Source organism: Microvirga sp. ACRRW (assembly GCF_022346925.1).
Taxonomy (GTDB): Bacteria; Pseudomonadota; Alphaproteobacteria; order Rhizobiales; family Beijerinckiaceae; genus Microvirga.
On sequence record NZ_JAKRNJ010000007.1, the window covers coordinates 81,472 to 108,058 of the forward strand.

Consider the following 26,587-nt stretch of genomic DNA (forward strand, 5'->3'; position numbering starts at 1 on the left):
ATCGCACTGCAATAATGACTTCGCGCTGCACAATTTGCAAGGGCAAAATCCAAAAGTGCTATGCCTTGGATGCATGTCTGCTCGGATGCGGATCGATAGCCTTGAAATAAAAGAACAAGCTTAGCAGAAGCCAGCTGCCCAGGGCCGTGAACACGAGACGGTATCCCTCGGGTGAGTAACCGCCCGAGCTTGAGCGTCCCATCATGTCGATGAGCACGCCGGTGATGCTCTGGGACAGGAAGGCTCCGCCCATGGTGCCGATATTCATGAGCGTGATGCCTCTTCCCGTCAGGTGGACGGGGAATAGGGACTTCCCGTGCGAGGTGAGGATCGGCGTGCAGGAGACGCTGAGGCCGAAGAGAACGAACCAGACCGAGATCAACGTGAGGTCCAGGGGCACGAAAACCAGGATCGCCATCATCAGGACGGCCATGGAGCCGCCGATGAGGACCGGCTTCCGATAGCTGCCCCAGAAACGGTCCATGGCGCCCCACAGGAACATGCCGCAGATCTGGGCCCCTGCCCCGAGGAACAGGATGCGCCCGCGCGTGGAAAGGTCCGCCCCATGCACATCTGTCAGCCAAGGCCCGCCCCAGAGACCGACGATGGAGACGAAGCAGGAATAGGTGGTGAGGTGCATGAAGAAGACCGACCGGAAGGACGGCACCTTCACGGCGGCGGCCACGCCCCGGAAGGCATCGGCCCAGCTCTCCCGCCCCTTGGCTGTGTCGGCATCCTTCGGCACCGCAACCACGATCACGAGGGCCAGAACCACGGTAATGGCGGCGACCGCCAGGAACGAGCCCCGCCAGCCGATGGCGGCGGCCGAGGCCGCCAAGGGCGCGGTGGCGGCAAGCGTCCCGAGATTGGCGCCGCCCATCTGAATGCTCGTGAGGCTGGCAAACCGCTCCGGCGGAAAGCGCCGCGCATAGATCACCAGCGGGGCCATGAAGAAGGTGGAGCAGCCTAAGCCCATGAGAGCGCGGGCGGCAATGAGCATCGAGGCAGAGGGAGCAAGCGCGAACAGCCCCGTTCCGATGACAGCGATCACGGCGGTCGCGAGCATGATGCGTTTAGGGCCATAACGGTCGATGAGGATGCCTATGGGAATCTGCACCGCCGCGAAGGCGAAGAAGAAGGCGCTCGACAGAAGTCCCGTCTGCGTGGCGGAAAGAGACAGCTCATGGGCAAGGTCGGTCGCGATGACGCCGATGGAATTGCGCAGGAATTGGCTGACCGCATAGAGCGCCACGAGCGAGGTGATGAGGAACAGAGCGGTCTCGGACCGGCTCGGGGCAACCTTGGCTGCAGAATCCATCGAACTCATGTCCCCCTCATGCCGCTGTTCACTTGCCGCGCGCACCACGCTTGATAAAAGCGAAGCGACAACAGGCCAAGGCCGCCTAAAGGTTAAAGAGGGACATCCGGGCATGGGGCTCATCGACTTCACGCATTTCGTCAACGAGCTTGCCACCTCGTCCGGCCAGGCGATCCTGCCATTCTTCCGCACGGCCATCGCGACGGAGGACAAGTCCCGCGGCGGCGCCTTCGACCCGGTAACGGAGGCCGACAGGGCCGCTGAAGTCACCATCCGTAATCTCATCAAGCGCAGCTTCCCCACCCACGGCATCATTGGCGAGGAGTTCGGCTCGGAGAACGAGAACGCGGATTACGTGTGGGTGCTCGATCCCATCGACGGCACCCGCGCCTTCATCGCGGGCCTGCCGACCTGGGGCACGCTGATCGGCCTCACCTACAAGGGCCAGCCTGTCTTCGGCATGATGCATCAGCCCTTCACCGGCGAGCGCTTCTTCGGCGATGGTGGCAGCGCCACCTATCGCGGCCCCGGCGGCGAGCGCAAGCTCATGACGCGCCGCTGCGCTTCGCTGAAAGACGCGGTGATTTCCACCACGAGCCCGCGCATTTTCTCAGGCGACGATCTGCGCGCCTACGACCGTGTGGAGAGCGTCGCGCGCCTCGCCCGCTATGGCTGCGATTGCTATGCCTATTGCATGCTGGCTGCAGGCCATATCGACTTGGTCGTGGAATCGGGCCTCAAGCCCTATGACATCGCCGCACTCGTTCCGATTATCGAAGGCGCGGGCGGCATCGTCACCACCTGGGACGGTGAATCAGCCGCCAATGGCGGGCGCATCGTCGCTGCGGGCGACCGCCGGGTCCACGCCGCCGCCGTCGAGCTGCTCAGCCGATAACCCGAGTGCTTCGAGATCGGGCTTCTGCTCGAACACCCGGTCAGGCGTTCCGGGAACGAACGCATCGAAGGCTGCCCAGAACTGCTCGCGCAATTCGTCGCGTTCCATGAGGATCTCGTGGCGCGCGCCGGGGATCACGATGGCATGGCCTGCTTTCAGCCGTGCCGCGAAGCGCTCGGTTGCTGGTGTCGCGCAGACCGGATCTTCCCCCGCCGCGATGATGAGCGTCGGCAGGCGAATTTTCAGCGCGTAGTTCGGCGCGGTGAAGCACTTCATGAAGCGGAAAGCGGCATCCATCCATGCCACCGTCGGCGCGCCGATGGCGCCCGGCCCGATGGCGGTCGCGGCATCGGCATTGCGGGCATAGCGCGCCGGATCACTCGTGAGGCGGTTGCCCTTGAACGGCAGTGTCGAGATCGACGTTTCGCCGCCGCCCGGCACGAACATCTTGCCGAACCCAAGCAGTCTCAAGAAGCGCGCAAGGAAAGTCGCGCCGCCCGTACGCTTGACGAGGGAGAGCGCGATCATCGGCGTGGTGGTCACCAGCCGGCGGAAGGGGAGCCAGCTTTCATAGGCCGCGTTCAGCGCAATCGCTCCGCCCATGGAATGCGCGAGCGCAAAGTGCGGCTCGGGCATATGCGGCATCAGAATCTGATCGCGCACGGCCTCGATGTCATGCCGGTAATCGGCGAAGCGCCGCACGTGGCCCTTGCGCGGGTTCTTCACCTGCCGCCCTGAGAGCCCCTGCCCGCGCCAGTCGAAGGTCACGACCGCAAAGCCACGCTTCAAGAGATCGCTCACCGTCTCGAAATATTTCTCGATGAACTCCGCGCGGCCGTGCAGCACGCAGACCGTGCCCTTGGGCTGATCGGTCTCAGGCATCCAATAGGCGACGCGCAGGGCGATGCCGTCGGCGGTGGTGATGCTGGTGAGCACCGGCTCGCCGGGCACGGGATTGTCGGGGGTGGGGAAGAATTCCACGGCAGGTCTCATGAGAAGGCTATTGCATTCATATAGGGCGCTTTCGCCCCATGAGGCGAGCCTCTTGAACGGAAACCTATCTATTCCCATTTCGTGGTTGTGGCGGCCAATCGGCGTCACGCTTCCCGGACCCAGCCTTTGAAAGGTGGGCCCACTGAAAACTGCATGTTGCTTCTAAGGAGAATATGCCATGCGTCAGTTCGATCTTGCTCCGCTTTACCGCAACACGGTCGGTTTCGACCGTCTCTTCTCGATGCTCGACCAGATGGTCGGCGTCGACGCGGCCCCGAGCTACCCGCCCTACAATATCGAGCGCACCGGCGAGAATGCCTATCGCATCTCTGTCGCGGTCGCCGGCTTTACCGAGCAGGACCTCACCATCGAGGTGAAGGAAAACACCCTCTCCGTGCGCGGCGAGAAGAAGCCCAACGAAGAGCGCAAGGCTGAAGTGCTCCATCAGGGCATCGCGGCCCGCAGCTTCGACCGGCGCTTCCAGCTGGCCGACGGCGTCCAGGTGACGGGGGCCAGCCTTGAGAACGGCCTGCTCCACCTCGACCTCGTGCGCGAGACCCCCGAGGCCAAGAAGCCGAAGCTCATCCCGATTTCGTCCAACGGCTCTCAGGCCATCGAGGCCAAACGGGCTGCTTGATAGCCCTCGCCAGAGCCCAGACATAAAAAGAGCGCCCCGGTTCGTCCGGGGCGCTTTCTTGTTTTGAAACCTGGTCCTGAATATCCCGCCGGGGCTGGAGGTGAATCCCCTTTGGTAAAAGGTCTCGTGAAGAGAGACATCGCGGGAGAATGCGGCAGGGTTAGGGCAAGGCGCGAAAGATCACTCCGCCGCCTGCCGGGACGACGCCGCGCGGGCGATGTCGAGCACCTTGCGCACGTCCTCCTCCTGGGTCGCGAAGGAGAGGACGAGGCGGATCAGCGCCTCGCCCTGCCCCACCTTTTCAGTCGCAGGCAGGCTGAGTTCCGTCCAGGGGTGATAGAGCACGCCCGCATCCCGCAGGGCCTTGTCCATGGCCGCTGGGATGATCGGGAAAACCTCATTGGCCTCAGTCGTCCAGGCCAGGCGCACGCCCGGCAGCTCGGCGAGCCCGTCCGAGAGGAGCTTCGCCAGCCGGTTGGCGTGGCGGGCATTGGCGTACCAATGGTCGCCGGCGAAATAGCCCTCGAACTGCGCCGAGATCAGGCGGCCCTTGGAGATGATCTGGCCCGCGCGCTTGGAGCGATAGTCCAGCGCCTCCGCGAGTTCAGGCTTGAACACCACGATGGCCTCGGCCATCAGGCAGCCGTTCTTGGTGCCGCCGAAGGAGAGGATGTCGACGCCCTGCTTCCAGGTCATTTCGGCGGGGGTGCAGCCGAGCGAGACGAGGGCATTCACGAAGCGCGCGCCGTCCATGTGGAAGGCGAGGCCATGCTCGCGGCAGACATCGCCCAGAGCCTTGATCTCATCGCGGTTGTAGACGAGGCCGCACTCGCTCACCTGCGAGATCGAGAGCGCCTTGGGCGGCATCTGCTTCACGGCCTTCGGCAGGCTCTTGAGATAGGCCGAGACGCTCTCAGCCGTGAGCTTGGCGCCGACGCCGGGAAGCCCCGCGAGCTTCGCCCCGTGCATGAAGAATTCCGGCGCGCCGCATTCATCGTCGATCACATGCGCCTCGCGATGGCAGACGCAGAGGCCGTAGGGCGGCACGGCGGAGGAGAGCGCCAGTGCGTTGGCCGCCGTGCCCGTGGTCACGAAGAACACCGAAACCTCGCGCTCGAAGATCTCGTTGAAGCGCGCCTTCACCCGCTTGGTGATCTCGTCGCCCCCATAGGCCGCCATTGCCCCGGCATTGGCCCCTGCGAGGGACTGCAGAACCTGAGGGCTGGCGCCCACGATGTTGTCGCTTGCGAAATTCATGAACCTCTCCTCGAAGGGGGAAACCTCCCCATCGGAGCCGACATGTCAAGGTCGTTGACCCTTCGGCTAAGACTTTCGTTTGGGCTTTCCAAAAATTACTTTTGTTACATTCCGAGTCGGCTGCTTGTAACTTTTGTCTAAAATTTTTCTAAACCCTCTTGTGCGGTGCCATGAACTCTGGCACGTTGACCCCATTAGGACAGCCATGCTGTCCCATTTCGGGTGCCTGCACCCTCCCGCCTGAGGTTTTCTTGATGCTTCGCCAGACGCGAACGAAACGAGATACCACGAAAGCCGCCCGCAAAACGTGGGCGGGACGGGCGACTCTGGGCTGAAGACAGCCCAAAGGTGCCCGCGAGGTGCGGGCTCCCCTGCCGGACCCACCCCTCGACAACCCCGACAAGCGGCGGGCACTCCGGACGATCCTCTTATTCATCCGGCGGCCCGAAAACCGCCCTGAAGACTATTACAAGACGTTCGGATGTGAGGATCTGAGATGAGTGACGAGCCGATGAAGAGCCTGGAAACCCGAGTGCCAAGCCGCACGGCCGTCAAAACGGATCCGAGAACGGTGCGCGATCCCGGCCTGCCCGTCGCTCAGGGGCTCTACGACCCGTCCAACGAACAGGATTCCTGCGGCGTCGGCTTCATCGCCGACATGAAGAACCGCAAGACGCACGAGATCGTCGAGCAGGGCCTCTCCATCCTGCACAATCTCGACCATCGCGGCGCGGTAGGCGCGGACCCGAAGATGGGCGACGGCTGCGGCATCCTCGTCCAGATCCCGCACAAGTTCTTCGCGGCTGAGTGCGCCAAGGTCGGCATCTGGTTGCCGGAAGAAGGCCATTACGGCGTCGGCCACCTGTTCATGCCGCGCAATCCCGAAGGCTTTAAGCTCGTCGAGGAGATCGTCACGAAGGCGATCACTGACGAGGGCCTGCAGGTGCTCGGCTGGCGCGAGGTGCCGGTGGATTCCAGCGATCTCGGCGAGAGCGTGAAGGCCACCGAGCCGCAGCACCGCCAGATCTTCATCGGCAAGGGCAAGGGAATGGACGATCAGGAGACGTTCGAGCGTCGCCTGTTCCTCGCCCGCAAGGTGATCTCCAACGCCGTCTACGACATGAAGGACGAGCGCACCGCCGGTTACTACCCGGTGAGCCTGTCCTCGCGCACCATCGTCTACAAGGGCATGGTGCTGGTCACGCAGCTGCGCGACTATTACCTCGACCTTCAGGACCCGCGTTTCGAGAGCGCCATCGCCCTCGTGCACCAGCGCTTCGCGACGAACACCTTCCCCACCTGGCAGCTCGCGCACCCGTACCGCATGGTCGCCCATAACGGCGAGATCAACACGCTGCGCGGCAACGTGAACTGGATGGCCGCGCGCCAGGCCTCCGTGGACTCCGAGCTCTTCGGCAACGACATCTCGAAGATCTGGCCGATCTCCTACGAGGGCCAGTCCGACACCGCCTGCTTCGACAACGCGCTCGAATTCCTCGTCCGCGGCGGCTACTCGCTGTCGCACGCGATGATGATGTTGATTCCGGAAGCATGGGCCGGCAACCCGCTCATGAACGACGACCGCCGCGCGTTCTATGAATATCACGCCGCCCTCATGGAGCCATGGGACGGCCCCGCCGCCGTGTGCTTCACCGACGGCAAGCAGATCGGCGCGACGCTCGACCGCAACGGCCTGCGCCCCGCGCGCTATCTCGTCACCGATGACGGCCTCGTGGTGCTTGCCTCCGAAATGGGCGTGCTGCCGATTCCGGAAGAGAAGATCGTCGAGAAGTGGCGTTTGCAGCCGGGCAAGATGCTGCTTATCGATCTGGAGGAAGGCCGCATCGTCTCCGACGACGAGATCAAGCAGCAGCTCGCGCAGGCAAATCCCTATAAGGATTGGCTGAAGCGCACGCAGATCGTGCTGGAGGACCTGAAGCCCGTGCAGGCGCGCGAGTCGCGCACCGATGTGTCGCTCCTCGACCGTCAGCAGGCCTTCGGCTACACCTCGGAAGACCTGAAGCTGCTCATGCAGCCCATGGCCGTCACAGGCCAGGAAGCCGTCGGCTCCATGGGATCGGACACGCCGATCTCCGCGCTCTCCGACAAGTCGAAGCTGCTCTACACCTATTTCAAGCAGAACTTCGCGCAGGTCACGAACCCGCCGATCGATCCGATCCGCGAAGAGCTCGTGATGAGCCTCGTGTCGTTCATCGGCCCGCGTCCGAACATTCTGGATCTTGAGGGCACCTCGCGCCGCAAGCGTCTCGAAGTGCGCCAGCCCATTCTCACCAATGAGGACCTGGAGAAGATCCGCTGCATCGGTCATTTCGAGGACCGTTTCGACACGAAGACCCTCGACATCACCTATGATGCCGAACTCGGCGCATCGGCGCTGGACGGCGCGCTCGACCGTCTCTGCGACCGCGCGGAAGCTGCCGTCCACGGCGGCTACAACATCATCATCCTGACCGACCGCATGGTGGGGCCGGACCGCATTCCGATCCCGGCGCTGCTCGCCACCGCCGCCGTGCACAACTACCTGATCCGCAAGGGCCTGCGCACCTCTGTCGGCCTCGTGCTCGAATCCGGTGAGCCGCGCGAGATCCATCACTTTGCCTGCCTTGCGGGCTACGGCGCGGAAGCAATCAACCCATATCTCGCCTTCGAGACCATTGCCGACATGCATGCGAAGGGCGAGCTGCCGGACGAAGTGGATGCCGATGAAGCGGTGAAGCGCTACATCAAGTCCATCGGCAAGGGCCTTTTGAAGGTGATGTCCAAGATGGGCATCTCCACCTATCAATCCTATTGCGGCGCGCAGATCTTCGATGCGGTTGGCCTCAAGTCCGATTTCGTGGCGCGCGATTTCTTCGGCACCGCGACCTCCATCGAGGGCATCGGCATGGACGAGGTGGCGGAAGAGAACGTTCGCCGCCACCGCGACGCTTTCGGCGACGCGCCGATCTACCGCAACGCGCTCGACGTGGGCGGCGAATACGCCTTCCGCCAACGCGGCGAGGTGCATGCCTGGAACACGGACACGGTCGCCACGCTCCAGCACGCTGTTCGCCTCAACGCGCAGGATCGCTACCGCGAATATGCGCGCCTCGTGAACGAGCAGGACAACGAACTGAAGACCATCCGCGGCCTCTTCCGCATCAAGAAGGCGGAAGAAGCCGGACGTGCTCCGGTTGAACTGAACGAAGTCGAGCCCGCGCAGGAGATCGTGAAGCGCTTCTCCACCGGCGCCATGTCCTACGGCTCGATTTCCAAGGAAGCGCACGAGACGCTGGCAATCGCCATGAACGCCATCGGCGGCAAGTCGAACACCGGCGAAGGCGGAGAGGAACCGGAGCGTTTCCGTCCGCTTTCCGACGGACGCTCCAAGCGTTCCGCCATCAAGCAGGTGGCGTCCGGCCGCTTCGGCGTGACGACGGAATATCTCGTCAATGCGGACATGATGCAGATCAAGGTGGCGCAGGGCGCGAAGCCCGGCGAGGGCGGGCAGCTGCCCGGCCACAAGGTCGATGCCAAGATCGCCCGCGTGCGTCACTCGACCCCGGGCGTGGGCCTCATCTCCCCGCCGCCGCATCACGACATCTATTCGATTGAAGATCTCGCGCAGCTGATCTTCGATTTGAAGAACGTGAATCCGTCAGCGGATGTGTCCGTGAAGCTCGTGGCCGAAGTCGGCGTCGGCACCGTGGCGGCAGGCGTTGCCAAGGCGCGCGCCGATCACATCACGATCTCCGGCTTCGAGGGCGGCACGGGAGCCTCTCCCCTCACCTCGTTGAAGCATGCGGGTTCGCCGTGGGAAATCGGTTTGGCCGAGACGCAGCAGACGCTGGTGCTCAACCGCCTGCGCGGCCGCGTTGCGCTACAAGCTGACGGCGGTCTGCGCACGGGCCGTGACGTGGTGATCGCCGCGTTGCTCGGCGCCGACGAATACGGCTTCTCCACCGCGCCGCTGATTGCTGCCGGCTGCATCATGATGCGCAAGTGCCATCTGAACACTTGCCCTGTCGGCGTCGCGACGCAGGACCCTGTGTTGCGCAAGCGCTTCAAGGGACTGCCGGAGCATGTCATCAACTACTTCTTCTTCATCGCCGAGGAAGTGCGCGAGCTGATGGCGGAGATGGGCTTTACCTCCATCGACGAGATGATCGGCCAGTCGGATCTTCTCGACAAGAACGTCGCCATCGATCACTGGAAGGCGAAGGGTCTCGACTTCACGAAGCTCTTCCACAAGCCTGACGTACCTGCGAACGTCGCAATCCGCCACCAGGAGCGTCAGGAACACCCCATCGCGAAGGTGCTCGACCGTGAGCTCATCGCACAGGCCGGTTCTGCTCTCGAGAACGGCGAGGCCGTCACCATCGAAGCGACGATCCGCAGCTCCGACCGCTCGGCGGGCGCGATGCTCTCCGGCGAAGTGGCGAAGCGCTACGGCCATGAGGGACTGCCCGACGACACGATCAAGGTGAAGCTGAAGGGCACCGCAGGCCAGAGCTTCGGCGCATGGCTCGCCGCAGGCGTGACCGTCGAACTCGAAGGCGTCGCGAACGACTATGTCGGCAAGGGTCTTTCGGGTGGCAAGCTCATCGTCAAGCCGTCGCCGAATACGAAAGCCGTGCCTGAGTGTTCGATCATCGCCGGCAACACGGTGATGTACGGCGCGATTGCGGGTGAGGCCTATTTCCGTGGTGTCGCGGGCGAGCGTTTCGCCGTGCGCAATTCCGGCGCCATCGCGGTTGTCGAAGGAACCGGCGATCACGGCTGCGAATACATGACCGGCGGTCTCGTCGTCGTGCTGGGTCAAACCGGCCGCAACTTCGCGGCGGGCATGTCGGGCGGCATCGCCTATGTGCTCGACGAGGACGGCACGTTCTCGAAGCGCTGCAACCTCTCCATGGTCGATCTCGAACCCGTCGAGGAGGAGGAGGACCTGATGCGCCGCCTCCACCATCACGGCGGCGATCTGGAGACCAAGGGGCGCATCGACATCATGGCCAACATGTCCGGCCCCGATGAAGAGCGCCTGATGCAGCTCATCACCAATCACCACACCTATACGGGCTCGGCCCGCGCGAAGGAGATCCTCGACAACTGGTCGACCTTCCGCACCAAGTTCGTGAAGGTGATGCCGGTCGAATATCGCCGCGCGCTCCAGGAGATGGATCGTCTCCGGAACCTGCAGGCGGCGGAATAAGGAATTAAGGGGCAAACGATGGGTAAGGTCACAGGCTTTCTCGAATACGACCGGCAGGAGCAGAAGTATCAGCTCGCCGGTGAGCGCGTGCGCCACTTCCGCGAATTCACGCTGCCGCTCGACGACAACGATCTGAAGAAGCAGGCGGGGCGCTGCATGGATTGCGGCATTCCCTTCTGCCACGGGCCGACAGGCTGTCCGGTGCACAACCAGATTCCCGATTGGAACGATCTGGTCTGGCAGGGCGATTGGGCGGAGGCTGCCGCCAACCTCCACACGACCAACAACTTCCCGGAATTCACGGGACGCGTATGCCCCGCTCCGTGCGAGGAGGCGTGCACGCTGAACCTCGAGAACCAGCCTGTCACCATCAAGACCATCGAGCAGGCCATTGCCGACAAGGCGTGGGAGATGGGCTTCATCAAGCCCGAGCCCGCAGGCTTCTCGACGGGCAAGCGCGTCGCCATCATCGGCTCAGGGCCAGCGGGTCTCGCCGCCGCTCAGCAGCTCGCGCGTGCCGGTCACGACGTGCATGTGTTCGAGCGCCAGGCGAAGGCAGGCGGATTGCTGCGCTACGGCATTCCGGACTTCAAGATGGAGAAGTACCACATCGACCGTCGCGTGAAGCAGATGGAAGCCGAAGGCGTCACCTTCCATTGCGGCGTGAATATCGGCGTGGATCGCAGCTTCGCCTCGCTCCACAACGAATACGATGCGGTGCTGTTTGCTGGCGGCGCGGAAGATCCGCGCGATCCGAACCTGCCGGGGCAGGATCTCAAGGGCGTGCATAATGCGATGCCCTATCTCACCCAGGCGAACCAGCGTGTCGGCGGTGAGGAAGTCACGGTTGAGCCGATCCTCGCAAACGGCAAGCACGTGGTCGTTATCGGCGGCGGCGACACGGCGTCGGACTGCGTCGGCACCGCGTTCCGCCAGGGCGCGCTTTCCGTCACGCAGCTCGACATTCGCCCCAAGCCTCCCGAGCGCGAGGACAAGCTCACCGTGTGGCCTTATTGGCCGACGAAGATGCGTACCTCCTCTTCGCAGGCCGAAGGCGCGGAGCGTGAGTTCCAGGCGGCGACGCTCGGCATCGTCGGCAAGAACGGCAAGGCTGTCGGCGTGCAATGCGCCCGTGTCGACGAAAAGCGCCAGCCGATTGCCGGTAGCGAGTTCGTGCTCAAAGCCGATCTCGTGTTCATCGCCATCGGTTTCGCAGGCTCGGTGAAGGAAGGTCTGCTGGAGCAATCCGGCGTCGCGATGGATCGGCGCGGCAATGTGGTTGCCGACGACAAGAGCTACAAGACCTCCAACGACAAGGTCTTCGTGGCGGGTGACATGCGCCGTGGCCAGTCGCTCGTGGTGTGGGCGATCCGCGAAGGCCGTCAGGCTGCGCGCGCCATCGACACATATCTCATGGGCGAGAGCACATTGCCGGTCTAATCATCTTGCGTGGTTAAACAAAAAGGCGGCCGATCCATCGGATCAGACCGCCTTTTTTATTTTGTAGAATTCGCTCAGCTGCGCGGCCAGCGGAAATCGTCCGCGCGTCCTGGCCGTGAACTCGGCGCGACGCCGTTGCGCAACGCGCGCTGCACGGGATAGGCGCTGTCACCTGTGAGTTTCGGTGGGCTGGAAACCAATGTGCCGCCGGGCGTCACATCCTGGCGCGTCAGCGGCAGCACGGGACCGACGATGGGCTTTGCGGGAAGCACGACCGGCACGGCAGGGTCGGGCGGCGCAGGAATGGCCGCCTCGATGTTCGCAGGCTGTCCATCGGGCGTCGTTGCAGCAGCCGGCGCGCCGGTGCCCGCCGATTCAAGGATCTTCTTGATCTCCACATCCGCGAAATATGCGATCTTGCGGGCGCCCGCCTTGGTGAAGGACACGCCGTCATCGGTGCGCAACCGTGCAGGCTCGCCATCCACATCGGGGCCGAAGGAGGTATAGCGGTTCTCGTCGTCGACGAAGCCGGGGAAGATGTCCACGTAGGCGCCGCCGTTGCGCTGCACGCTTTCCTGATAGACGGCGTTCATGGCGAGCAAATCCTCGGACAACCGGCTGCTCTTCATAGGCGGCAGACCGATCCAGACCACGGGAATGTTGCGCTCCTTGAAGGTTCGCATGATCCCGTCGATCCTCTGGGTATAGAGGTCCTTCCAGCGGTCGGAGCGAAGCTCCACTCGGTCCTCGCCCTCCTGCAAGGACTGCCGGTCGCTCAAACCCAGCATGACGACGGCAATCGTCGCCTTCTGACCTGAATCGAGGGTCGCCTTGATGAAGTTCGGCCATTCCGATGGATCGCTGCGCACGATGTTACTGCCGTTCCTGATCTTGCCGACGATGGCGACATCCTGATTCTCGGCATAACCCGCTTCGAGACCCTGGCGCGCGAACTCCGCGAGCGAGTCTCCGAAAACGACCACATAGGTGGAAGGATCGACCTTGGGCTTTTCAGGACGTGCCGCGACGGCCGGCGCGGGAGCCTTGCGCGGCTTGGCGACAGGCGCACGGGCGGGCGGCGGCGGGTCATCGGGAACACCGAAGAAGCGGCGCAGGCTGAAACCCTGCTGCGGTTGGGGCTGTGCCGGCTGAACGAGCTTTCCCGGATAATAGCCGGGCGGATAAGCCCGTGGGTCGCGGTATCCCTGCCGCTGCTGCGGCTGCTGCTGATAAGCGCCCTGCGCCAGCACGTGAGAGCCGCTTCCCAAGGCGAGAAGCAGGCTTAAAAGCATCAGGCGAAGGATCGTCAGCAAGCGCATCGGCGGTTCCACGTTGGTCCGGACCACCTCTGTTATAGAGCCTCGGCCGGACCTGTCAGCGGGCTGTGCGCAACTCGCGCAGGACAGCGTAGTCGGCGTAGCCGTCGGGAATCAAGCCACGGCGGAGCTGGAAGTTCCGCACGGCCTCCCGGGTCTTGGAGCCGAACTTGCCGTCCGTCTCGCCCTCATAGAACCCAAGCCGCAACAGGCGCTGCTGCAATTCCTGCCGCTCCTCCTTGGCCATCATGGGCTGGTCCTTGGGCCATGCGCCCTGGATCTGCAGGCCGCCCATGACCCGGTCGCCGAGATGGGCCACACCCATGGCGTAGGCGTCCGAGGAATTATAGGCCTTGATCACGTCGTAGTTGCTCGTGACCAGGAAGGCGGGGCCGTTCGCCCCACCCGGCAGGAACAGGCTTGCCTCGCCCGCCTGCGGCATGGGATTCCCGTCGGCGCGGCGCACGCCCACATACTGCCATTGAGGGAAAGTCCCGCTCAGGTAGCTGAAGTCGAAGCCTTTCGGCAGCTTGACCTCGAAGCCCCAGGGCAGCCCTGGCTTCCATCCGTGCTGGCGCAGATAATTGGCGGTGGAGGCCATGGCATCCGGCACCGAGGACCAGATATCGCGCACGCCGTCCCGGTTGCCGTCGACGGCGTATTTCATGAAGCTCGAAGGCATGAACTGGGTCTGGCCCATGGCGCCGGCCCAGGAGCCCAGCATCTTGTCGCGGCTGATATGCTCCCCTTCCAGGATCTGGAGCGCGATGAGCAGCTCCTCCTTGAAGAAGTCGCCGCGATAGCCCGTATAGGCCAGGGTCGAGAGCGCCCGCACCGCATAGATCGAGCCGGTGAAGCTGCCGAAATTGGTTTCCATGCCCCAGACGCCGAGCACCACGGAACGCGGCACGCCATAGGTCTTCTCGATGGCAGTCAGGGTCTTCGACCATTCAGCGCTCATCTGCTGCCCGCGCTGCAGGCGCTGAGCCGAGATGGAGCCGTTGATGTATTCCCAGATCGGGCGGACGAACTCGGATTGCTTTTTGGTGAGCGCGATGATCTTCGGATCGGGCTGAACGCCCCGGAAGGCGTCGTCGAAGGTGGCGCGGGAGACGCCGCGCGCCTTGGCCGCCGGCCAGAGGCCCTGCACGAAGCGCTGGAACCCTGCTTCCGAGACCTCCTGGGCCTGGGCCGGGCGCGTCCATCCTTCCACACCGACGGTGAGGGTCAGACCGAGAAGGAGGGCGCCGCAGACGCGGCGGACCAGAACAAGCGGCTGATGCATGAGTGTCGCTCACGGAAACAGGGCAGAAATTGCCCTGCCAATGCGACACTAAGAGAGTTAACAGCCGGTTGACACCTAGCCTTATAGGGAGGGTCTATGCGGCTTTCCGTCCCATCAGGGTCCGCTCCCAGCGCAGGGCCTGATCGACGATTTCCGTCAGACTGTCATGCTGCGGCTGCCATCCGAGGCTGCGGATTCGATCGACCTTGGCCACGAGCTGAGCCGGATCGCCGGGCCGACGCGGACTGAGACGCACCTCGAAATCGACGCCGGAAACCTTCTTCACCACGTCCACGACCTCCAGCACCGAAGCGCCATGGCCGTAGCCACAGTTCATGACCGCGCATTCGCCGCCCTCGCGCAGGGATTTGAGCGCCACCAGATGGGCACGGGCGAGATCGTTGACTTGGATGTAGTCGCGCACGCAGGTGCCGTCGGGCGTGGCGTAATCCGTGCCGAACACGTCGAGATGGGGCCGTTGGCCGAGTGCCGCCTGGGCTGCCACCTTGATGAGATGGGTGGCCTGGGGCGTCGATTGGCCCGAGCGGCCTTTAGGGTCGGCACCTGCCACGTTGAAATACCGCAGGATCGCATAGCGCAGGCCATGGGCGACATGAGCATCCTGGAGCATCCATTCGCTCATGAGCTTGCTGCGCCCATACGGGTTGATGGGCAAGAGCGGCATGTCCTCGGAGAGGAGCGGCGCTTCCGCGTTGCCGTAGACGGCGGCGGTCGAGGAGAAGACGAAATTCTTGATGCCCGTCTGGACCGCAGTCTCGATCAGGGCTCGCGTTTTGACCGTGTTGTTGAAGTAATAGCCGAGCGGATCGGTAACGGATTCCGGCACCACGATCTTGGCGGCATAATGCAGGATGCTGTCGATCCCATGCTCGGCAATGACCTTGGACACGAGATCCCGGTCGCCCACATCGCCGACAACGAGAGTGACGCCCTCAGGGACAGCCCAGCGGAAGCCCGTGGAGAGATTGTCGAGAACGACTACCCGCTCGCCCGCATCGAGGAGCTCGAGCACCATATGGCTGCCGATATAGCCCGCACCGCCCGTGACCAGAACCGTCATTGTCGATCCTCCTCGCAACCTGCCTGTCCCGGCGGTTTAACCAAAACGCTTCAGCTTCAATTCAGGTCCAGCCCTCTACCAGAGGAGGCAACACCGATGCAAAAGGCAAATATCAATCGCCATGGGAACTTAAGCTTAACAGTCAGCGGTTTTCTTTTGCCCTGCCTGCCTTAGATTGTCCCCCTCTCTTCCCTGCTCAAACACGGCTCGTTCAATGAAGCGCATTCGCAAAGCAGTCCTTCCCGTTGCCGGTCTCGGCACCCGTTTCCTTCCCGCCACCAAGGCGGTGCCGAAGGAGATGCTGTGCGTGGTCGACCGGCCCGTGGTGCAGCACGTGGTGGATGAGGCCCGGGCTGCGGGAATCGAGCATTTCATTTTCGTCACCGGGCGCGGCAAGGCCGTGATCGAGGACCATTTCGACATTGCCTACGAGCTGAACAAGACGCTCGAGGCACGCGGCAAGACCAAGGAACTGGAGCTTCTCGCCAAGGACCAGCCCCAGGCTGGCCAGACGAGCTTCACCCGCCAGCAGGAACCCCTCGGCCTCGGCCATGCGGTGTGGTGCGCCCGAGAACTCGTGGGCGACGAGCCCTTCGCCGTCATCCTCCCCGACATGCTCAGCCGGGGCTCCATGGAGCAGATGATCGCCGCCTACGACAAGCATGGCGGCAACATCATCGCCGTGGAAGAGGTGCCGGAAGACCAGACCCATCAATACGGCATCGTCTCGGTCGGCCAGGAATTCGGCCAGACCTTCGAGATCACCGGCATGGTGGAGAAGCCGCCGAAGGGCACGGCTCCGTCGAACTACATCATTTCCGGCCGCTACATCCTGCAGCCCGAGATCTTCGACCTTCTCTCCAACCAGGAGCGCGGGGCGGGCAACGAGATCCAGCTGACCGATTCGATGATCCGCCTGATGAAGAACCAGCAGTTCTTCGGCATGAAGTACGAAGGCAAGACCTACGATACGGGCTCCAAGATCGGCTTCCTCATGGCGAACGTGGCTTATGCCCTGGAGCGCGGCGACCTCGGCCCGGCCTTCCGCGAGGAGCTGGAAGCCTTGCTGCGCCAAAAGTAACCGGGGCTTCAGGGTTCCTCGTGGCCGCTCCCATGTGCTAAAGGGGCGGCCATGGCACTCGCACAGACCAAATCCGCTTCGCCCGACCAAGCTGTCGCCTCGGCCCTGCGCACGCTCGAAACCGAGCGCGAGGGCCTGACCATCCTCATGGACGCCATCGGCAATGGCCTCGGCCCCCTCTTCACGGCTGCGGTCGAGACGATTGCGTCCTCCAAAGGCCGGGTCATCGTGACCGGCATGGGCAAATCGGGCCATATCGGCCGCAAGATCGTCGCCACCATGGCCTCGACCGGCACGCCCGCCCATTACGTTCACCCGGCCGAAGCCAGCCACGGCGATCTCGGCATGATCCAGCCTGAGGACGTGATTATCGCTCTCTCCTGGTCCGGCGAGACGGCGGAGCTGGCCGACATCGTCGGCTATTCGCGCCGCTTCCGGGTGCCGCTGATTGCCTTCACGTCGAATGCGGATTCGACTCTCGGCCAGGCCGCCGATATCTGCCTGGCGCTGCCCAAGGCGAAGGAGGCCTGCCCCAACGGATTGGCGCCCACCACCTCCACGACGATCCAGCTGGCTTTAGGCGATGCGCTCGCAATCGCGCTGCTGGAGAGGCGGGGCTTCACGGCAGAAAACTTCCGCGTGTTTCATCCGGGCGGGAAGCTCGGCGCGCAGCTCAAGCTCGTGCGGGACATCATGCACAAGGACGAGCGCCTGCCGCTGGTGGGCATCGACGCGCGCATGGATCAGGCCATCGAGGAAATCGGCCGCAAGGGCTTCGGTTCGGTGATCGTGGTGAATGCGGACGGCACGCTCGCCGGCATCGTCACCGACGGTGATCTGCGCCGCAACCTTCGCCCCGATCTAGTCACCTTGCCAGTGACCGCCATCATGACGCGCACGCCGCGCACCATCGCACCGGATGCGCTGCTTGCCACCGCGCTCGAGGTCGAGGAAACCGCGCGCATCACGTCCTTGATCGTGGTCGACAACAACAAGCCCGTCGGGCTCGTGCACTATCTCGACCTGCTGCGCGCGGGCGTGGCTTAACTCCTTTTCGTCAATCGCGGTCGGGAGCACCGAGCGGGAAGTACTGACGGTAGGGCCGCGCCTCGTCCACCGCTCTTGCGAATGACGGACGCGCGAGCAGGCGCTTGCGATAGGCGTGCACGTTGGCATGCTCCGCGCTGATCGGGTGCGCCCAATCCGCATAGAACAACGATGGAGCGGCCGCGCAATCGGCCATGCTGAAGGCATCGCCTGCCGCCCATTCACGCCCGGCCATCGCATAATCGAGCCATGCATAAGCCGTGTCGAGCATGCGCCGTGCCTCGATGACGCCGTGAGAATCGCGATCCGGTTCCGAACGGATGCGGTCGGCCACGATCTTCTGCATGGGCGTCATGATGTAGTTGTCGAAGAAGCGATCCATCATCCGCACATCGAGCGCCGCGCGCGGATCTTCGGGAACGAGTTTCACGGGTCCGGGATGGAAGAGCCCGAGATGCTCGATGATGATGCTCGCTTCGAGCACGGTTCGCTCGCCATCGATCAGAACGGGGAATTTCCTGATCGGCCACAGGGCTGCCAACTCGGCATTCGCGGCCTCATCGCCAAGCATGCGGTATTCAAAGGGAATGCCGTTCTCGTAAAGCGCGGTGAGAACCTTCTGGCAGTAGGACGAGAAGGGATGTGCGTAGAGTTTCAAGGTCATGCGTTATCCCTCCTCATCTTCAAGGATCGTCCACCACCAGGGTCGAGCCTTCGACGCGCACGACTCGGACCTTGGCGCCCTTGAGGCGATCCGCGCCGGTGACGCGCCATGAGCTGTCGTCGACGCGAATGCGGCCTTCCCCGTCCTTGATCGGCGTCTCCAGCGTGAACACGCGACCGACGAGCGCCTGTCCCCGCTGATTGAGATGAGATGCAGGTGCCTCCGCCTGATCTTTCGCGCGCGTGACGTAGCGCCCCAAAATCACCGCCGCGACTGAGAGCAGCGCAAAGATGATGAAGGCTGTCTGCCAGGACAGATCGAATGCAGCATCGAGCAGGCCTGTGGCGATAGCGGCCAACCCCAGCCAAAGGAAGAAGATACCGGGCGCCATCAGCTCGACACCGATCAGAACGAGACCAAGGATGATCCAGCTCCAGGCGCCGAGACTGATGAATGCATCGCGGATCATGAGCGCTCCGTTCCCTTCGTCACGGCAGGCACACTTCGCGGAGATTTGGGAGCAGCGCTGCCATCACCACCGAACACGGATTTCGTAAGCTCCGCGATGCCGCCGAGCGTGCCGGCAAGGCCCGCCGCTTCGATCGGCACGATCACCACCTTCTGGTTCGGTGCCGTCGCAAGAGAGCGGATGGCGTCGATGTACTTTTCCGCCACGATAAAGTTGGCGGCGGCAAGATCGCCGCTCGTGATCGCATCGCTCACCATGGATGTCGCCTTGGCTTCAGCCTCGGCCAGACGCTCGCGCGCTTCGGCATCTCGGAAGGCTGCTTCCCTGCGGCCCTCTGCCGAGAGGATCTGCGATTGCTTCTCGCCTTCGGCGCGCAGGATTTCCGCCTGCCGCAATCCTTCGGCCTCAAGCACGGCGGCGCGCTTCTCGCGCTCGGCCTTCATCTGCCGCGCCATGGCGCCGGCAAGATCCTGCGGCGGGAGAATGTCCTTGATCTCGACGCGGGTGACCTTCGCGCCCCAGGGCGAAGCGGCGGCATCCATGACCCGCAGCAAGCGTTCGTTGATCTCGTCGCGATGCGAGAGAAGCTGGTCGAGATCCATCGAGCCGACCACCGTGCGGATGTTCGTCATGGTCAAAACCAGAAGAGCCTGACTCAAGTCAGAAACCTCATAGGAGGCGCGGGCCGGGTCGAGCACCTGATAGAACGCCGCCGCATCGATGGTGACGCCTGCGTTATCCCTGGTGAAGGCTTCCTGGCTCGGAATATCGAGCACCTGCTCCATGACATTCACGCGCTTCCCGATCTGATCCATATACGGAACGATGAGGCCGAGGCCTGGAGTGAGAGTGCGCGAGTAGCGACCGAAGCGCTCTACCGTATAGGCATAGCCCTGCGGCACCGTTCTCACTCCCATCGCGATCGTCACCACGACCACGAGCACGAGAACGATCACGAAGATGTCGAAACCGCTGAAACCGCTAAAAGCACCGAACTGCATTCATTCCCCCAGGCAACGGAGTTGCATTGGTCACAGGCTACCCGATAGGAGGAAAAACTCCTAGAGGGGCCACACGGAGCTGTTATTCTCCATCCATGATATCCGAAAGCCCCGCCATGCCGCGATACTTCTGCCAGAACAATCCCGATCAACTCGAACTGGAAGTCCAAGTGCTTGACGCACGACCGGGCGCGGTTTTGCTTGGGCAATCGCCATTCTTTCCAGGCGGGGGCGGGCAGCTCGCCGACCGGGGCGTGATCGAGTGGTCGAGCGGCGTTCTGCCTGTCGAAAGAATTGAGCCCGATCCCAGAGGTCTTTGGCATGTGCTGACTGAGCCGGTCATCGTTCAGGGATCAGTCCTGGCCAAGGTCGATCCGGAATTCCGGCACCTCATGTGCGAGCTTCACACGATGGCGCATGTTCTCAACAGCATCGTCTATCGGGATTTCGGCGGGGCGCTGCTGACGGGCGCGCAACTGGCAGCCGACGGCACATTCCGCGTCGATTTCGATATGCCCGGAGTTTATCCTGACTGGCTGCGAGCCTTGGACGCCCCGCTCAACGATGTCATCCGCCAGGACTTGCCAATCCGCACCTTTGACATGCCTTGGATAGAAGCCGAGGCAGAGGCGGGACTATTCCGCAGCAAATCCGTCTCACCACCGCAACAGGAGGACGGATCGGTGCGCATCGTCGAGATCACCGGACTCGATCGGCAAGCCTGCGGTGGAACGCACCTCACCTCCACAGGCCAGGCACGTCCCGTTCGCATTTTGAAAGTAGACAACAAAGGCAAGCAGAACCGACGCATCCGCGTCGGCTTCGTCAGTTAAAGCGGCGCATCGTTTCCTGCGAAAAACCGGGACCACTTTTTCGCACGATGCGCTGGATCAGATCCAACCCTGGAGTTCGCGCTCCACGATGTGGTTGATCACGCGCATGCCCTCATTGCTGTCGTTGAGGCACGGCAGATAGGCGAATTCCTCGCCGCCGTTGTGCATGAAGATCTCGCGGTTCTCGCCGTCGAGTTCCTCCAGCGTTTCCAGGCAATCCGCCGAGAAGCCCGGAGCCACGATGGCCATGCGCTTCACGCCGCTCTTCGCGAGCGCTTCCACGGTCTTGTCCGTGTAGGGCTGGAGCCATTCGGCCTTGCCGAAGCGAGATTGGAAGCTCATGCGGAATTTGTCCGCCGGCCAGCCGAAGGCCTCGCGCATCAGGCGCCAGGTCTTCACGCACTGGCAGTGATAAGGATCGCCCTTGAGCAGGTATTCCTTCGGCACGCCGTGGAAGGAGACGAGAACCACTTCCGGCTCGAAGGTGAGCTTGGCGAGCTCCTGCTTCATCGAGGCGACGACGGCTTCGATGTAAACCGGATCGTCGTGATAGGGCGGCGAGACGCGAACAGACGGCTGCCAGCGCATGTCCATGAGCGCGCGGAACGCCTGATCGCAGGCGGTGGCGGAGGTGGCCGCCGCGTATTGCGGATAGAGCGGAACGAGAAGGATGCGGTCGCAGCCCTGATCGAGCAGCGCCTGGATGCGCTCGCGCACCTCCGGCTTGCCGTAGCGCATGGCCCAATCGACGGTGACCTTGTCGCCTGCGATACTTTTAATATGCGCCGCGACCTTCTCCGCCTGGTTGCGGGTGATAGTCTTGAGCGGGCCCTCATCGAGCTCGTTGTTCCAGATCGTGGCGTAATCGCGCCCCTTAGGCGCAGGACGCTTGGTGAGGATGATCAGGTTGAGGATCGGCCACCAGAGAAGGCGCGGCGTCTCGATCACACGCCGGTCGGACAGGAACTCCTTGAGATACCGGCGCATGGGCCAGTAGGAGGTGCCTTCCGGCGTTCCGAGATTCATCAGAAGCACGCCAATCCGCCCCGACCGGGCCGGCGGATGGTCCACAGGGCGCACGCCTGGCTGCATCTCGGTCACGCTCACACGTTCATTCATGGACAGAATTTCCTTCACAGCAGGCTCCCGCGCGGAGCCCGCACATTGATGGCGTTCTAAATAGTGGCTTTTTGTCTGTTACGCCAATGTGTTCGTATTTCACTTTGACGTGGGTCAACCGGCCATCAGATCTCTTGGCCTTCGCTCGTCCGCCGTCAGATCGGCGGGCTCAGGTTCGCGGTGGACTTGAGCGGCGCGTCGATGGCCACGTGCAGGCCTTCAGGGTCGTAATTGACCTCAACCTTGGCATTGAGCTGCGTGGTCAGAACCCGATGCAGAAGGCGCGAGCCGAAGCCCTGGCGTTCCGGTTGGGAGACAATGGGGCCGCCCAGCTCCTCCCAGGTCATGATGAGCCGCTTCCCGTCGCCTTCGCCATGTACGCTCCAGATCACCGAGACCCTGCCGTTGCGCACGGAGAGAGCGCCGTATTTCGCGGCATTCGTCGTCAGTTCGTGAACGGCCATGCCGATGGGAACCGCGATCTCGGACGGCAGCTCGACGGCAGGGCCTTCGAGCGTGATCCGCTCGCCCCGCACATCGTTGTAGGGCTTGAGTTCCTTCTCCAGGATCTCACGCAAGGGAGCCGTCTGCCACACGGCTTCGGTCAGCAGCGAATGCGTGTTGGCAAGCGAAACGATGCGGCCCACGAAGGCTTTATAGAACTCGTCGATACTCGAGGTCGAACGCGCTGTCGCGCCCACTACCGCCTGCACGGTGGCAAGCGTGTTCTTCACCCGGTGATGCAGCTCGCGGATGAGGAAGGATTGCTGGCTCTGTGCCTGCTTGCGTTCCTCGATCTCATGCTGCGCCTCGCTGTAGAGGCGCCCGTTCTCGATCGCGACGGCGGCCTGCGCGGCAAGACCGGTCACGAGACGCTCGGCGCGCTCCGTGAACGCGCCCGCCCGTTCATGGGCGAAGAGAAGCAGGCCCTGGATCTGCCCGTTGCGCGACGAGACGGGAATGGCCATGACACTGCGGGCTCTGGCCCGATCATGCGAATGGGCATCGTCGGAGAAAGCCCCGAACTCCGGGTCTTCCGCGATGTCGTTGAACCGGATCGCCCTGCCCTGCTCGAAAACGGCCTTGCAGATCCTGTCGCTGGGGAGTTTCGCAAATGCCGTGCGGGCGCCGCCAGTGGTATAGAGGCCGTATTCCTCCGCGCGCAGTTCACCATCCGGCGCATCGTCCCGGTTCGAGAAATAGGCGCCGGCCTGCGCGCCGGTGAGCAGAACCGCCGCCTCGACCACGCTCTCGATGAGCCGGTCCACGTCGAGCTCGGCCGCGAGCGCCCGGCCTGTCCGGTTGAGCACTTCGAGCGCCGCCGTTTCCGCCTGCAGCTCGCTGGTGCGCAGCGCAACTTCCTTCTGGAGGAAAGCCTCGTTGGCGGCCTGTTCCCGGAACTGCTGGGCTGCGAGAGATGTCAGCGCGGCGAGGGCCAGAAGAGCAATCAGCGCGAAGGCTCCGTAGACCCTCATTTGGACGGTCCAAGGACCCCAATAGGCATTGTTGGGAATGCTGACATTGATGTAGATCGGCTTTTCGCCGACCCGGTAATAAGCTCCGGTCCGATCCTGTCCGTTGCTCTGGAAGGCATAGGTGCCCGCCTGGGAGTGCGTCCTGATCGCCGCGTCCAAGGCGTCCTTATCGATGGGTGCGAAGGACAGGCCGTCCGCAGGCAGGGGAAGCTGCGCGATGATCTTGCCATCGGCCGCGCGCACCAGCGAGACCCGGCTGCCCTTCGGCAGGCGAAGCTTGCCCCAATAGCTCTCGAAATAGGACAGGGCCACCGTGGCCGTGACGATGCCGTCGAAGGCATTGTTCGGGCCGTTGAGGCGGCGGCTGATCATGAAGGTCGGCTCTTTAGTGACCCGTCCGATGATCGGCTCCCCGACGAAGAGCCCCTGGTCCATCCTCACCTGAATGCGGAAGGCGTCCCGGTCCGCCACATTCGCGGGAGGCGTCGGGAATTCCCTTGTCGTCAGGCGCAGTCGCCCGGTGGAATCGTTGAGCCATAGATCGTCGAAATAGGGCAAGGTCTCCTTGATCGTGGCGAGGTAGTGCCACAGGGGCCTGGAGGTCTCGACCTCGTCCCAATTCCTGCCGCCGACGGAGGCCGCCACCTGCTTCAGGGTCAGGTCCGTGACCTCGAGAAGGCGGGCCGTGTGATCCGCCAGGAAATAAGCGTTTCCGGCGATCTCCTCCTCATTGCGCTGGATCAGGCGATTGCGCTGCTCCCAGGCGATGTAGCCGAAGGTGATGAGGATGAAGACAACGCCGAACAGACCCATGATCAGGGTCAAGCGGCCCCGCGCCAGCCGCTGCCGGCGGCGTTTACTGGATAGGCGTGACTGCTCTGGGCGTGGTGAAAATTGCAATGAAACAGGTCGTATTGTTGCTGCGATTCGCCTTGAGGTGGCAACCATGGCACAGCAATGAGGAGAGATGGAGGGTAAATACACCCTTCTCCCCCTCGAAAAAAAGAAACGCCGGAGCCTTAAGGCCCCGGCGCATGGCGGACCGGCAATGCGATCAACGGATGACGACGCGTCCCTCGACCTTCGGCGCGACCTTGCCGGCCTTGGTCACATAATCGATCACCTGGCTCGCCATGAGCTGGCTGGCCGAGGGGTCGATCAGGTTCTTGTTGCCGGCGAATGCGCTGTAGCCGTCGCCGCCGCGGGCCATGAAGTCGTTGGTGGCGAGCTTGTAGGTCTTGGCGGGATCGAGATCCTGGCCGTTGACCTTCAAGGCTTTGACGCGGCTGCCCGGGGGCTCCTTCATATCGACTTCGAAGGTGAGGCCGGAAACCTGCGGGAAGCGTCCGCCGAGTTCACGCACCTGGCTCACGCCGTTCTCGAGACCGGCCTTCAGCTTGGCTCCGGTGATCTCCATGAGGACGGTGGTGTTGCCGAAGGGCATTTCGGCCTGGAAGTGCCGGCGGGTCAGCTTGGTGCCTGCCGGATATTCCTTGTCGGCGCGAAGCCCACCGCCATTGGTCACGGCCACATCGGCACCCACCGCGGCTTTCAGAGCATCGGCCACGAGGTTGCCCATGGCGGCCTCGCCTCCGCGCACGGTGGCGCGGCGGCTGTCGAGCGGCGTTTCTGTCACGCCGATCTCCACGTCGAGTTCCTTGGAGAGCTTGTCCTCATAGCCCTTCACCACGGCCTCGATCTCGGGATCGGCCTTCACGGAGGCAGTGTCGACGATGCGGAAGTTCGGAGACCAGCTCACCGTGGTCTTGCCGTCTTTGGTGGCCTTGTTCACGGTAAGCTCCGTGACGACCACGTAATTGGCCTGCGACTCGGATTCGCTGAGCGCCACCTTGCCGTCGTAGAAGGCGAGCAGGTGCTCGTCATGGCCGCCGATGATCACGTCGACGCCTGCGGAGCGGGCGATGATCATGTCCACTTCGAGCGGCGTGTGGGCTACGGCCACCACGATGTCGACGCCCTTCGCGCGCAGATCCTTGGCCTTGGCGCGGGCCGCGTCGATGGTGGAGGAGAACTTGATGGTGCCGGGGCTCGACGCAATCGGCGTCTCCTCGGTGGTGAGGCCGAAGAAGCCGACCTTCACGCCCTGCACGTCCACGATCTTCTCGGGCTTGGTGTTGGCGGGTGCGCCTGCGCCGTCGACGATGTTGGAGGTGAGGATATCGAACTTGGCGTCGGCCAGGCGGGCGCGGAACACCGCGTCGCCGAGGTCGAATTCGTGGTTGCCCGGCGTCATGGCATCGACGCCCATGCGGTTCAGGATGTCGATGACGTGCGCGCCCTTGTCGAACCCGGACAGGAGCGAGGGCGAGATGGTGTCGCCCGCATGGACGAAGAAGGCATTGCCCTTCGCCTTCTCTTCCTTGACGACCGTCGCGAGCTTGGCGAAGCCGCCGCGGCCCTTCTCAGGGCTCATGCGGTCGATGTCGTTGGTCTGGACGAAACGGATGGTCACGGCCTCCTGGGCCAGCGCCGTGCCGGACAGAAGCAGGGAAAATCCAAGGAAACCGGCGCGCAGGGCAGCGGAGGGTCGGCTGGTCAACATCGTCAAAGGTCCTCGATTTCGGGCGGCGCCCATTTTTACCCGCTGGGAGCCTTAAGGCCGAAACGTGTCACAGAAGTAACAGCCTGTCGATCACTTCGGCGCCTCAATCACCGGCAGAGAGTGATGCCATTTGCGGCCGCTTGGGCTAGAGACCGGGCAGGCAACTCCAAGAGCATCGCTTTATGACCGGCCCCATCGCCCAAGCCCTCGCCGCGTTCCGTAGCAACAAGCAGACGGCTTCCTGGCTCACGCTCCCCTTCTTTCAGGACGGCAGCGCCGACCGGGTGGCGGCCAAAGTCGATGCGGTGACCGCCTCTGGCGGCCATGTGCTGCCCCCGCCTGAGGCGGTGTTCACGAGCATCACCCTGACACCGCTCGACAAGGTCAAGGTGGTCATCCTGGGCCAGGACCCCTACCCGACCCCCGGCGATTCCCATGGCCTCGCCTTTTCCTATCGCGGCACGCGCCGCCTGCCCGCATCGCTTCGCACGATTCTGGCCGAGATGGCGGCGGATCTCGATGTGCCCATGCCGAAATCCGGCGACCTCACGAAATGGGCCAAGCAGGGCGTGCTGCTCATCAACACGGCGCTCACGGTGGAAGCGGGCCAGTCCGGTGCGCATATGAAGTTCGGCTGGTCGGATCTGGTCGATCAGGCGATGGCCGCCATCTCCGCGCAGCAGCCCGCCGTGGTGTTCCTGCTCTGGGGCGGACCGGCCCGCAAGCGAGCCGCGCTCATCGACCGCACCAAGCACCTCGTGATCGAAGCGGGGCACCCCTCCCCGCTCAATCGGCTCCAGGACTTCAAGGGCACGAGGCCTTTCAGCCGCGCCAATGCCTGGCTTGCGGAGAAGGGACTGGAGCCCATCGACTGGCGGCTCGACACCTGAAGATCCTTGCC

20 protein-coding genes are annotated in these 26,587 nt (G+C 63.3%); 8 read left to right on the forward strand and 12 right to left on the reverse strand.

Annotated features, from left to right (window positions below):
- Positions 1–58: 58 nt before the first annotated feature.
- Complete coding sequence (locus MHY87_RS15950) at positions 59–1,327, reverse strand: MFS transporter (RefSeq protein WP_239353448.1); 1,269 nt, start codon at positions 1,325–1,327, stop codon at positions 59–61.
- A 103-nt stretch (positions 1,328–1,430) separates the two neighbouring features.
- Here MHY87_RS15950 and hisN point away from each other — a divergent pair, with 103 nt between their 5' ends.
- Positions 1,431–2,213 carry a histidinol-phosphatase gene (gene hisN / locus MHY87_RS15955; RefSeq protein WP_239353450.1) on the forward strand — a complete coding sequence of 261 codons (783 nt, stop codon included), beginning with the start codon at positions 1,431–1,433 and terminating at the stop codon, positions 2,211–2,213.
- Here the strand turns inward: hisN and MHY87_RS15960 are convergent.
- The gene (locus tag MHY87_RS15960; RefSeq protein WP_370644957.1) at positions 2,133–3,206 is read right to left on the reverse strand and encodes an alpha/beta fold hydrolase; all 1,074 of its coding nucleotides are present in this window, start codon (positions 3,204–3,206) and stop codon (positions 2,133–2,135) included. The genes hisN and MHY87_RS15960 overlap by 81 nt on opposite strands.
- A 178-nt stretch (positions 3,207–3,384) precedes the next feature.
- Here MHY87_RS15960 and MHY87_RS15965 point away from each other — a divergent pair, with 178 nt between their 5' ends.
- Positions 3,385–3,843: an Hsp20 family protein gene (locus MHY87_RS15965; protein WP_239353454.1), complete on the forward strand. Its 459-nt coding sequence runs from the start codon at positions 3,385–3,387 to the stop codon at positions 3,841–3,843.
- Positions 3,844–4,023: 180 nt separating this feature from the next.
- On the opposite strand, the gene MHY87_RS15970 is transcribed toward MHY87_RS15965, so the two are convergent.
- Positions 4,024–5,100, reverse strand: coding sequence for a low specificity L-threonine aldolase (locus MHY87_RS15970; RefSeq protein ID WP_239353456.1), 1,077 nt, complete (start codon positions 5,098–5,100; stop codon positions 4,024–4,026).
- Between the two features lie 511 nt (positions 5,101–5,611).
- On the opposite strand from MHY87_RS15970, the gene gltB reads away from it, so the two are divergent.
- On the forward strand, positions 5,612–10,312 hold the full coding sequence (gene gltB, locus MHY87_RS15975; RefSeq protein WP_239353548.1) for a glutamate synthase large subunit: 4,701 nt from the start codon (positions 5,612–5,614) through the stop codon (positions 10,310–10,312).
- 18 nt (positions 10,313–10,330) lie between these two features.
- A complete protein-coding gene (locus tag MHY87_RS15980) occupies positions 10,331–11,752 on the forward strand; it encodes a glutamate synthase subunit beta (RefSeq protein ID WP_239353458.1) in 1,422 nt (473 codons plus the stop codon).
- A gap of 74 nt (positions 11,753–11,826) precedes the next feature.
- Here the strand turns inward: MHY87_RS15980 and MHY87_RS15985 are convergent, their stop codons facing one another.
- The 3 genes from MHY87_RS15985 to galE form a co-directional block, all read right to left on the reverse strand.
- On the reverse strand, positions 11,827–13,071 hold the full coding sequence (locus MHY87_RS15985) for a DUF459 domain-containing protein (protein WP_239353459.1): 1,245 nt from the start codon (positions 13,069–13,071) through the stop codon (positions 11,827–11,829).
- 55 nt (positions 13,072–13,126) lie between these two features.
- The gene (locus tag MHY87_RS15990; RefSeq protein ID WP_239353460.1) at positions 13,127–14,353 is read right to left on the reverse strand and encodes a lytic murein transglycosylase; all 1,227 of its coding nucleotides are present in this window, start codon (positions 14,351–14,353) and stop codon (positions 13,127–13,129) included.
- A gap of 94 nt (positions 14,354–14,447) precedes the next feature.
- Positions 14,448–15,434 (reverse strand): UDP-glucose 4-epimerase GalE, encoded by a 987-nt coding sequence (gene galE, locus MHY87_RS15995; RefSeq protein WP_239353461.1) that lies wholly within the window; start codon positions 15,432–15,434, stop codon positions 14,448–14,450.
- 214 nt (positions 15,435–15,648) lie between these two features.
- On the opposite strand from galE, the gene galU reads away from it, so the two are divergent.
- The gene (galU, locus tag MHY87_RS16000) at positions 15,649–16,515 is read left to right on the forward strand and encodes a UTP--glucose-1-phosphate uridylyltransferase GalU (protein ID WP_239353463.1); all 867 of its coding nucleotides are present in this window, start codon (positions 15,649–15,651) and stop codon (positions 16,513–16,515) included.
- Positions 16,516–16,566: 51 nt separating this feature from the next.
- Positions 16,567–17,562 carry an SIS domain-containing protein gene (locus MHY87_RS16005; RefSeq protein ID WP_239353465.1) on the forward strand — a complete coding sequence of 332 codons (996 nt, stop codon included), beginning with the start codon at positions 16,567–16,569 and terminating at the stop codon, positions 17,560–17,562.
- Between the two features lie 10 nt (positions 17,563–17,572).
- Here MHY87_RS16005 and MHY87_RS16010 read toward each other — a convergent pair whose 3' ends face one another.
- From MHY87_RS16010 to MHY87_RS16020, 3 genes are read right to left on the reverse strand one after another with little or no spacing between them, the layout of a single operon-like run.
- Positions 17,573–18,226: a glutathione S-transferase family protein gene (locus MHY87_RS16010; protein ID WP_239353467.1), complete on the reverse strand. Its 654-nt coding sequence runs from the start codon at positions 18,224–18,226 to the stop codon at positions 17,573–17,575.
- Positions 18,227–18,245: 19 nt separating this feature from the next.
- Positions 18,246–18,695, reverse strand: a complete 450-nt coding sequence (locus MHY87_RS16015; RefSeq protein ID WP_239353469.1) for an NfeD family protein — start codon at positions 18,693–18,695, stop codon at positions 18,246–18,248.
- Complete coding sequence (locus tag MHY87_RS16020; RefSeq protein WP_239353471.1) at positions 18,692–19,696, reverse strand: SPFH domain-containing protein; 1,005 nt, start codon at positions 19,694–19,696, stop codon at positions 18,692–18,694. The genes MHY87_RS16015 and MHY87_RS16020 overlap by 4 nt, the downstream gene beginning before the upstream one ends.
- 95 nt (positions 19,697–19,791) lie before the next feature.
- Here MHY87_RS16020 and MHY87_RS16025 point away from each other — a divergent pair, with 95 nt between their 5' ends.
- Positions 19,792–20,529 (forward strand): alanyl-tRNA editing protein, encoded by a 738-nt coding sequence (locus MHY87_RS16025; protein WP_239353473.1) that lies wholly within the window; start codon positions 19,792–19,794, stop codon positions 20,527–20,529.
- A gap of 57 nt (positions 20,530–20,586) precedes the next feature.
- Here MHY87_RS16025 and hemH read toward each other — a convergent pair whose 3' ends face one another.
- From hemH to MHY87_RS16040, 3 genes are all read right to left on the reverse strand, one after another.
- Positions 20,587–21,648, reverse strand: a complete 1,062-nt coding sequence (hemH, locus tag MHY87_RS16030; protein ID WP_370644958.1) for a ferrochelatase — start codon at positions 21,646–21,648, stop codon at positions 20,587–20,589.
- A gap of 155 nt (positions 21,649–21,803) precedes the next feature.
- Entirely contained in the window at positions 21,804–23,948 is a 2,145-nt protein-coding gene (locus MHY87_RS16035) for an HWE histidine kinase domain-containing protein (RefSeq protein ID WP_239353475.1), read from the reverse strand.
- A 229-nt stretch (positions 23,949–24,177) separates the two neighbouring features.
- The gene (locus tag MHY87_RS16040; protein WP_239353477.1) at positions 24,178–25,686 is read right to left on the reverse strand and encodes a bifunctional UDP-sugar hydrolase/5'-nucleotidase; all 1,509 of its coding nucleotides are present in this window, start codon (positions 25,684–25,686) and stop codon (positions 24,178–24,180) included.
- Between the two features lie 182 nt (positions 25,687–25,868).
- Here MHY87_RS16040 and ung point away from each other — a divergent pair, with 182 nt between their 5' ends.
- Positions 25,869–26,576 carry a uracil-DNA glycosylase gene (gene ung / locus MHY87_RS16045; protein WP_239353479.1) on the forward strand — a complete coding sequence of 236 codons (708 nt, stop codon included), beginning with the start codon at positions 25,869–25,871 and terminating at the stop codon, positions 26,574–26,576.
- Positions 26,577–26,587 lie beyond the last annotated feature (11 nt).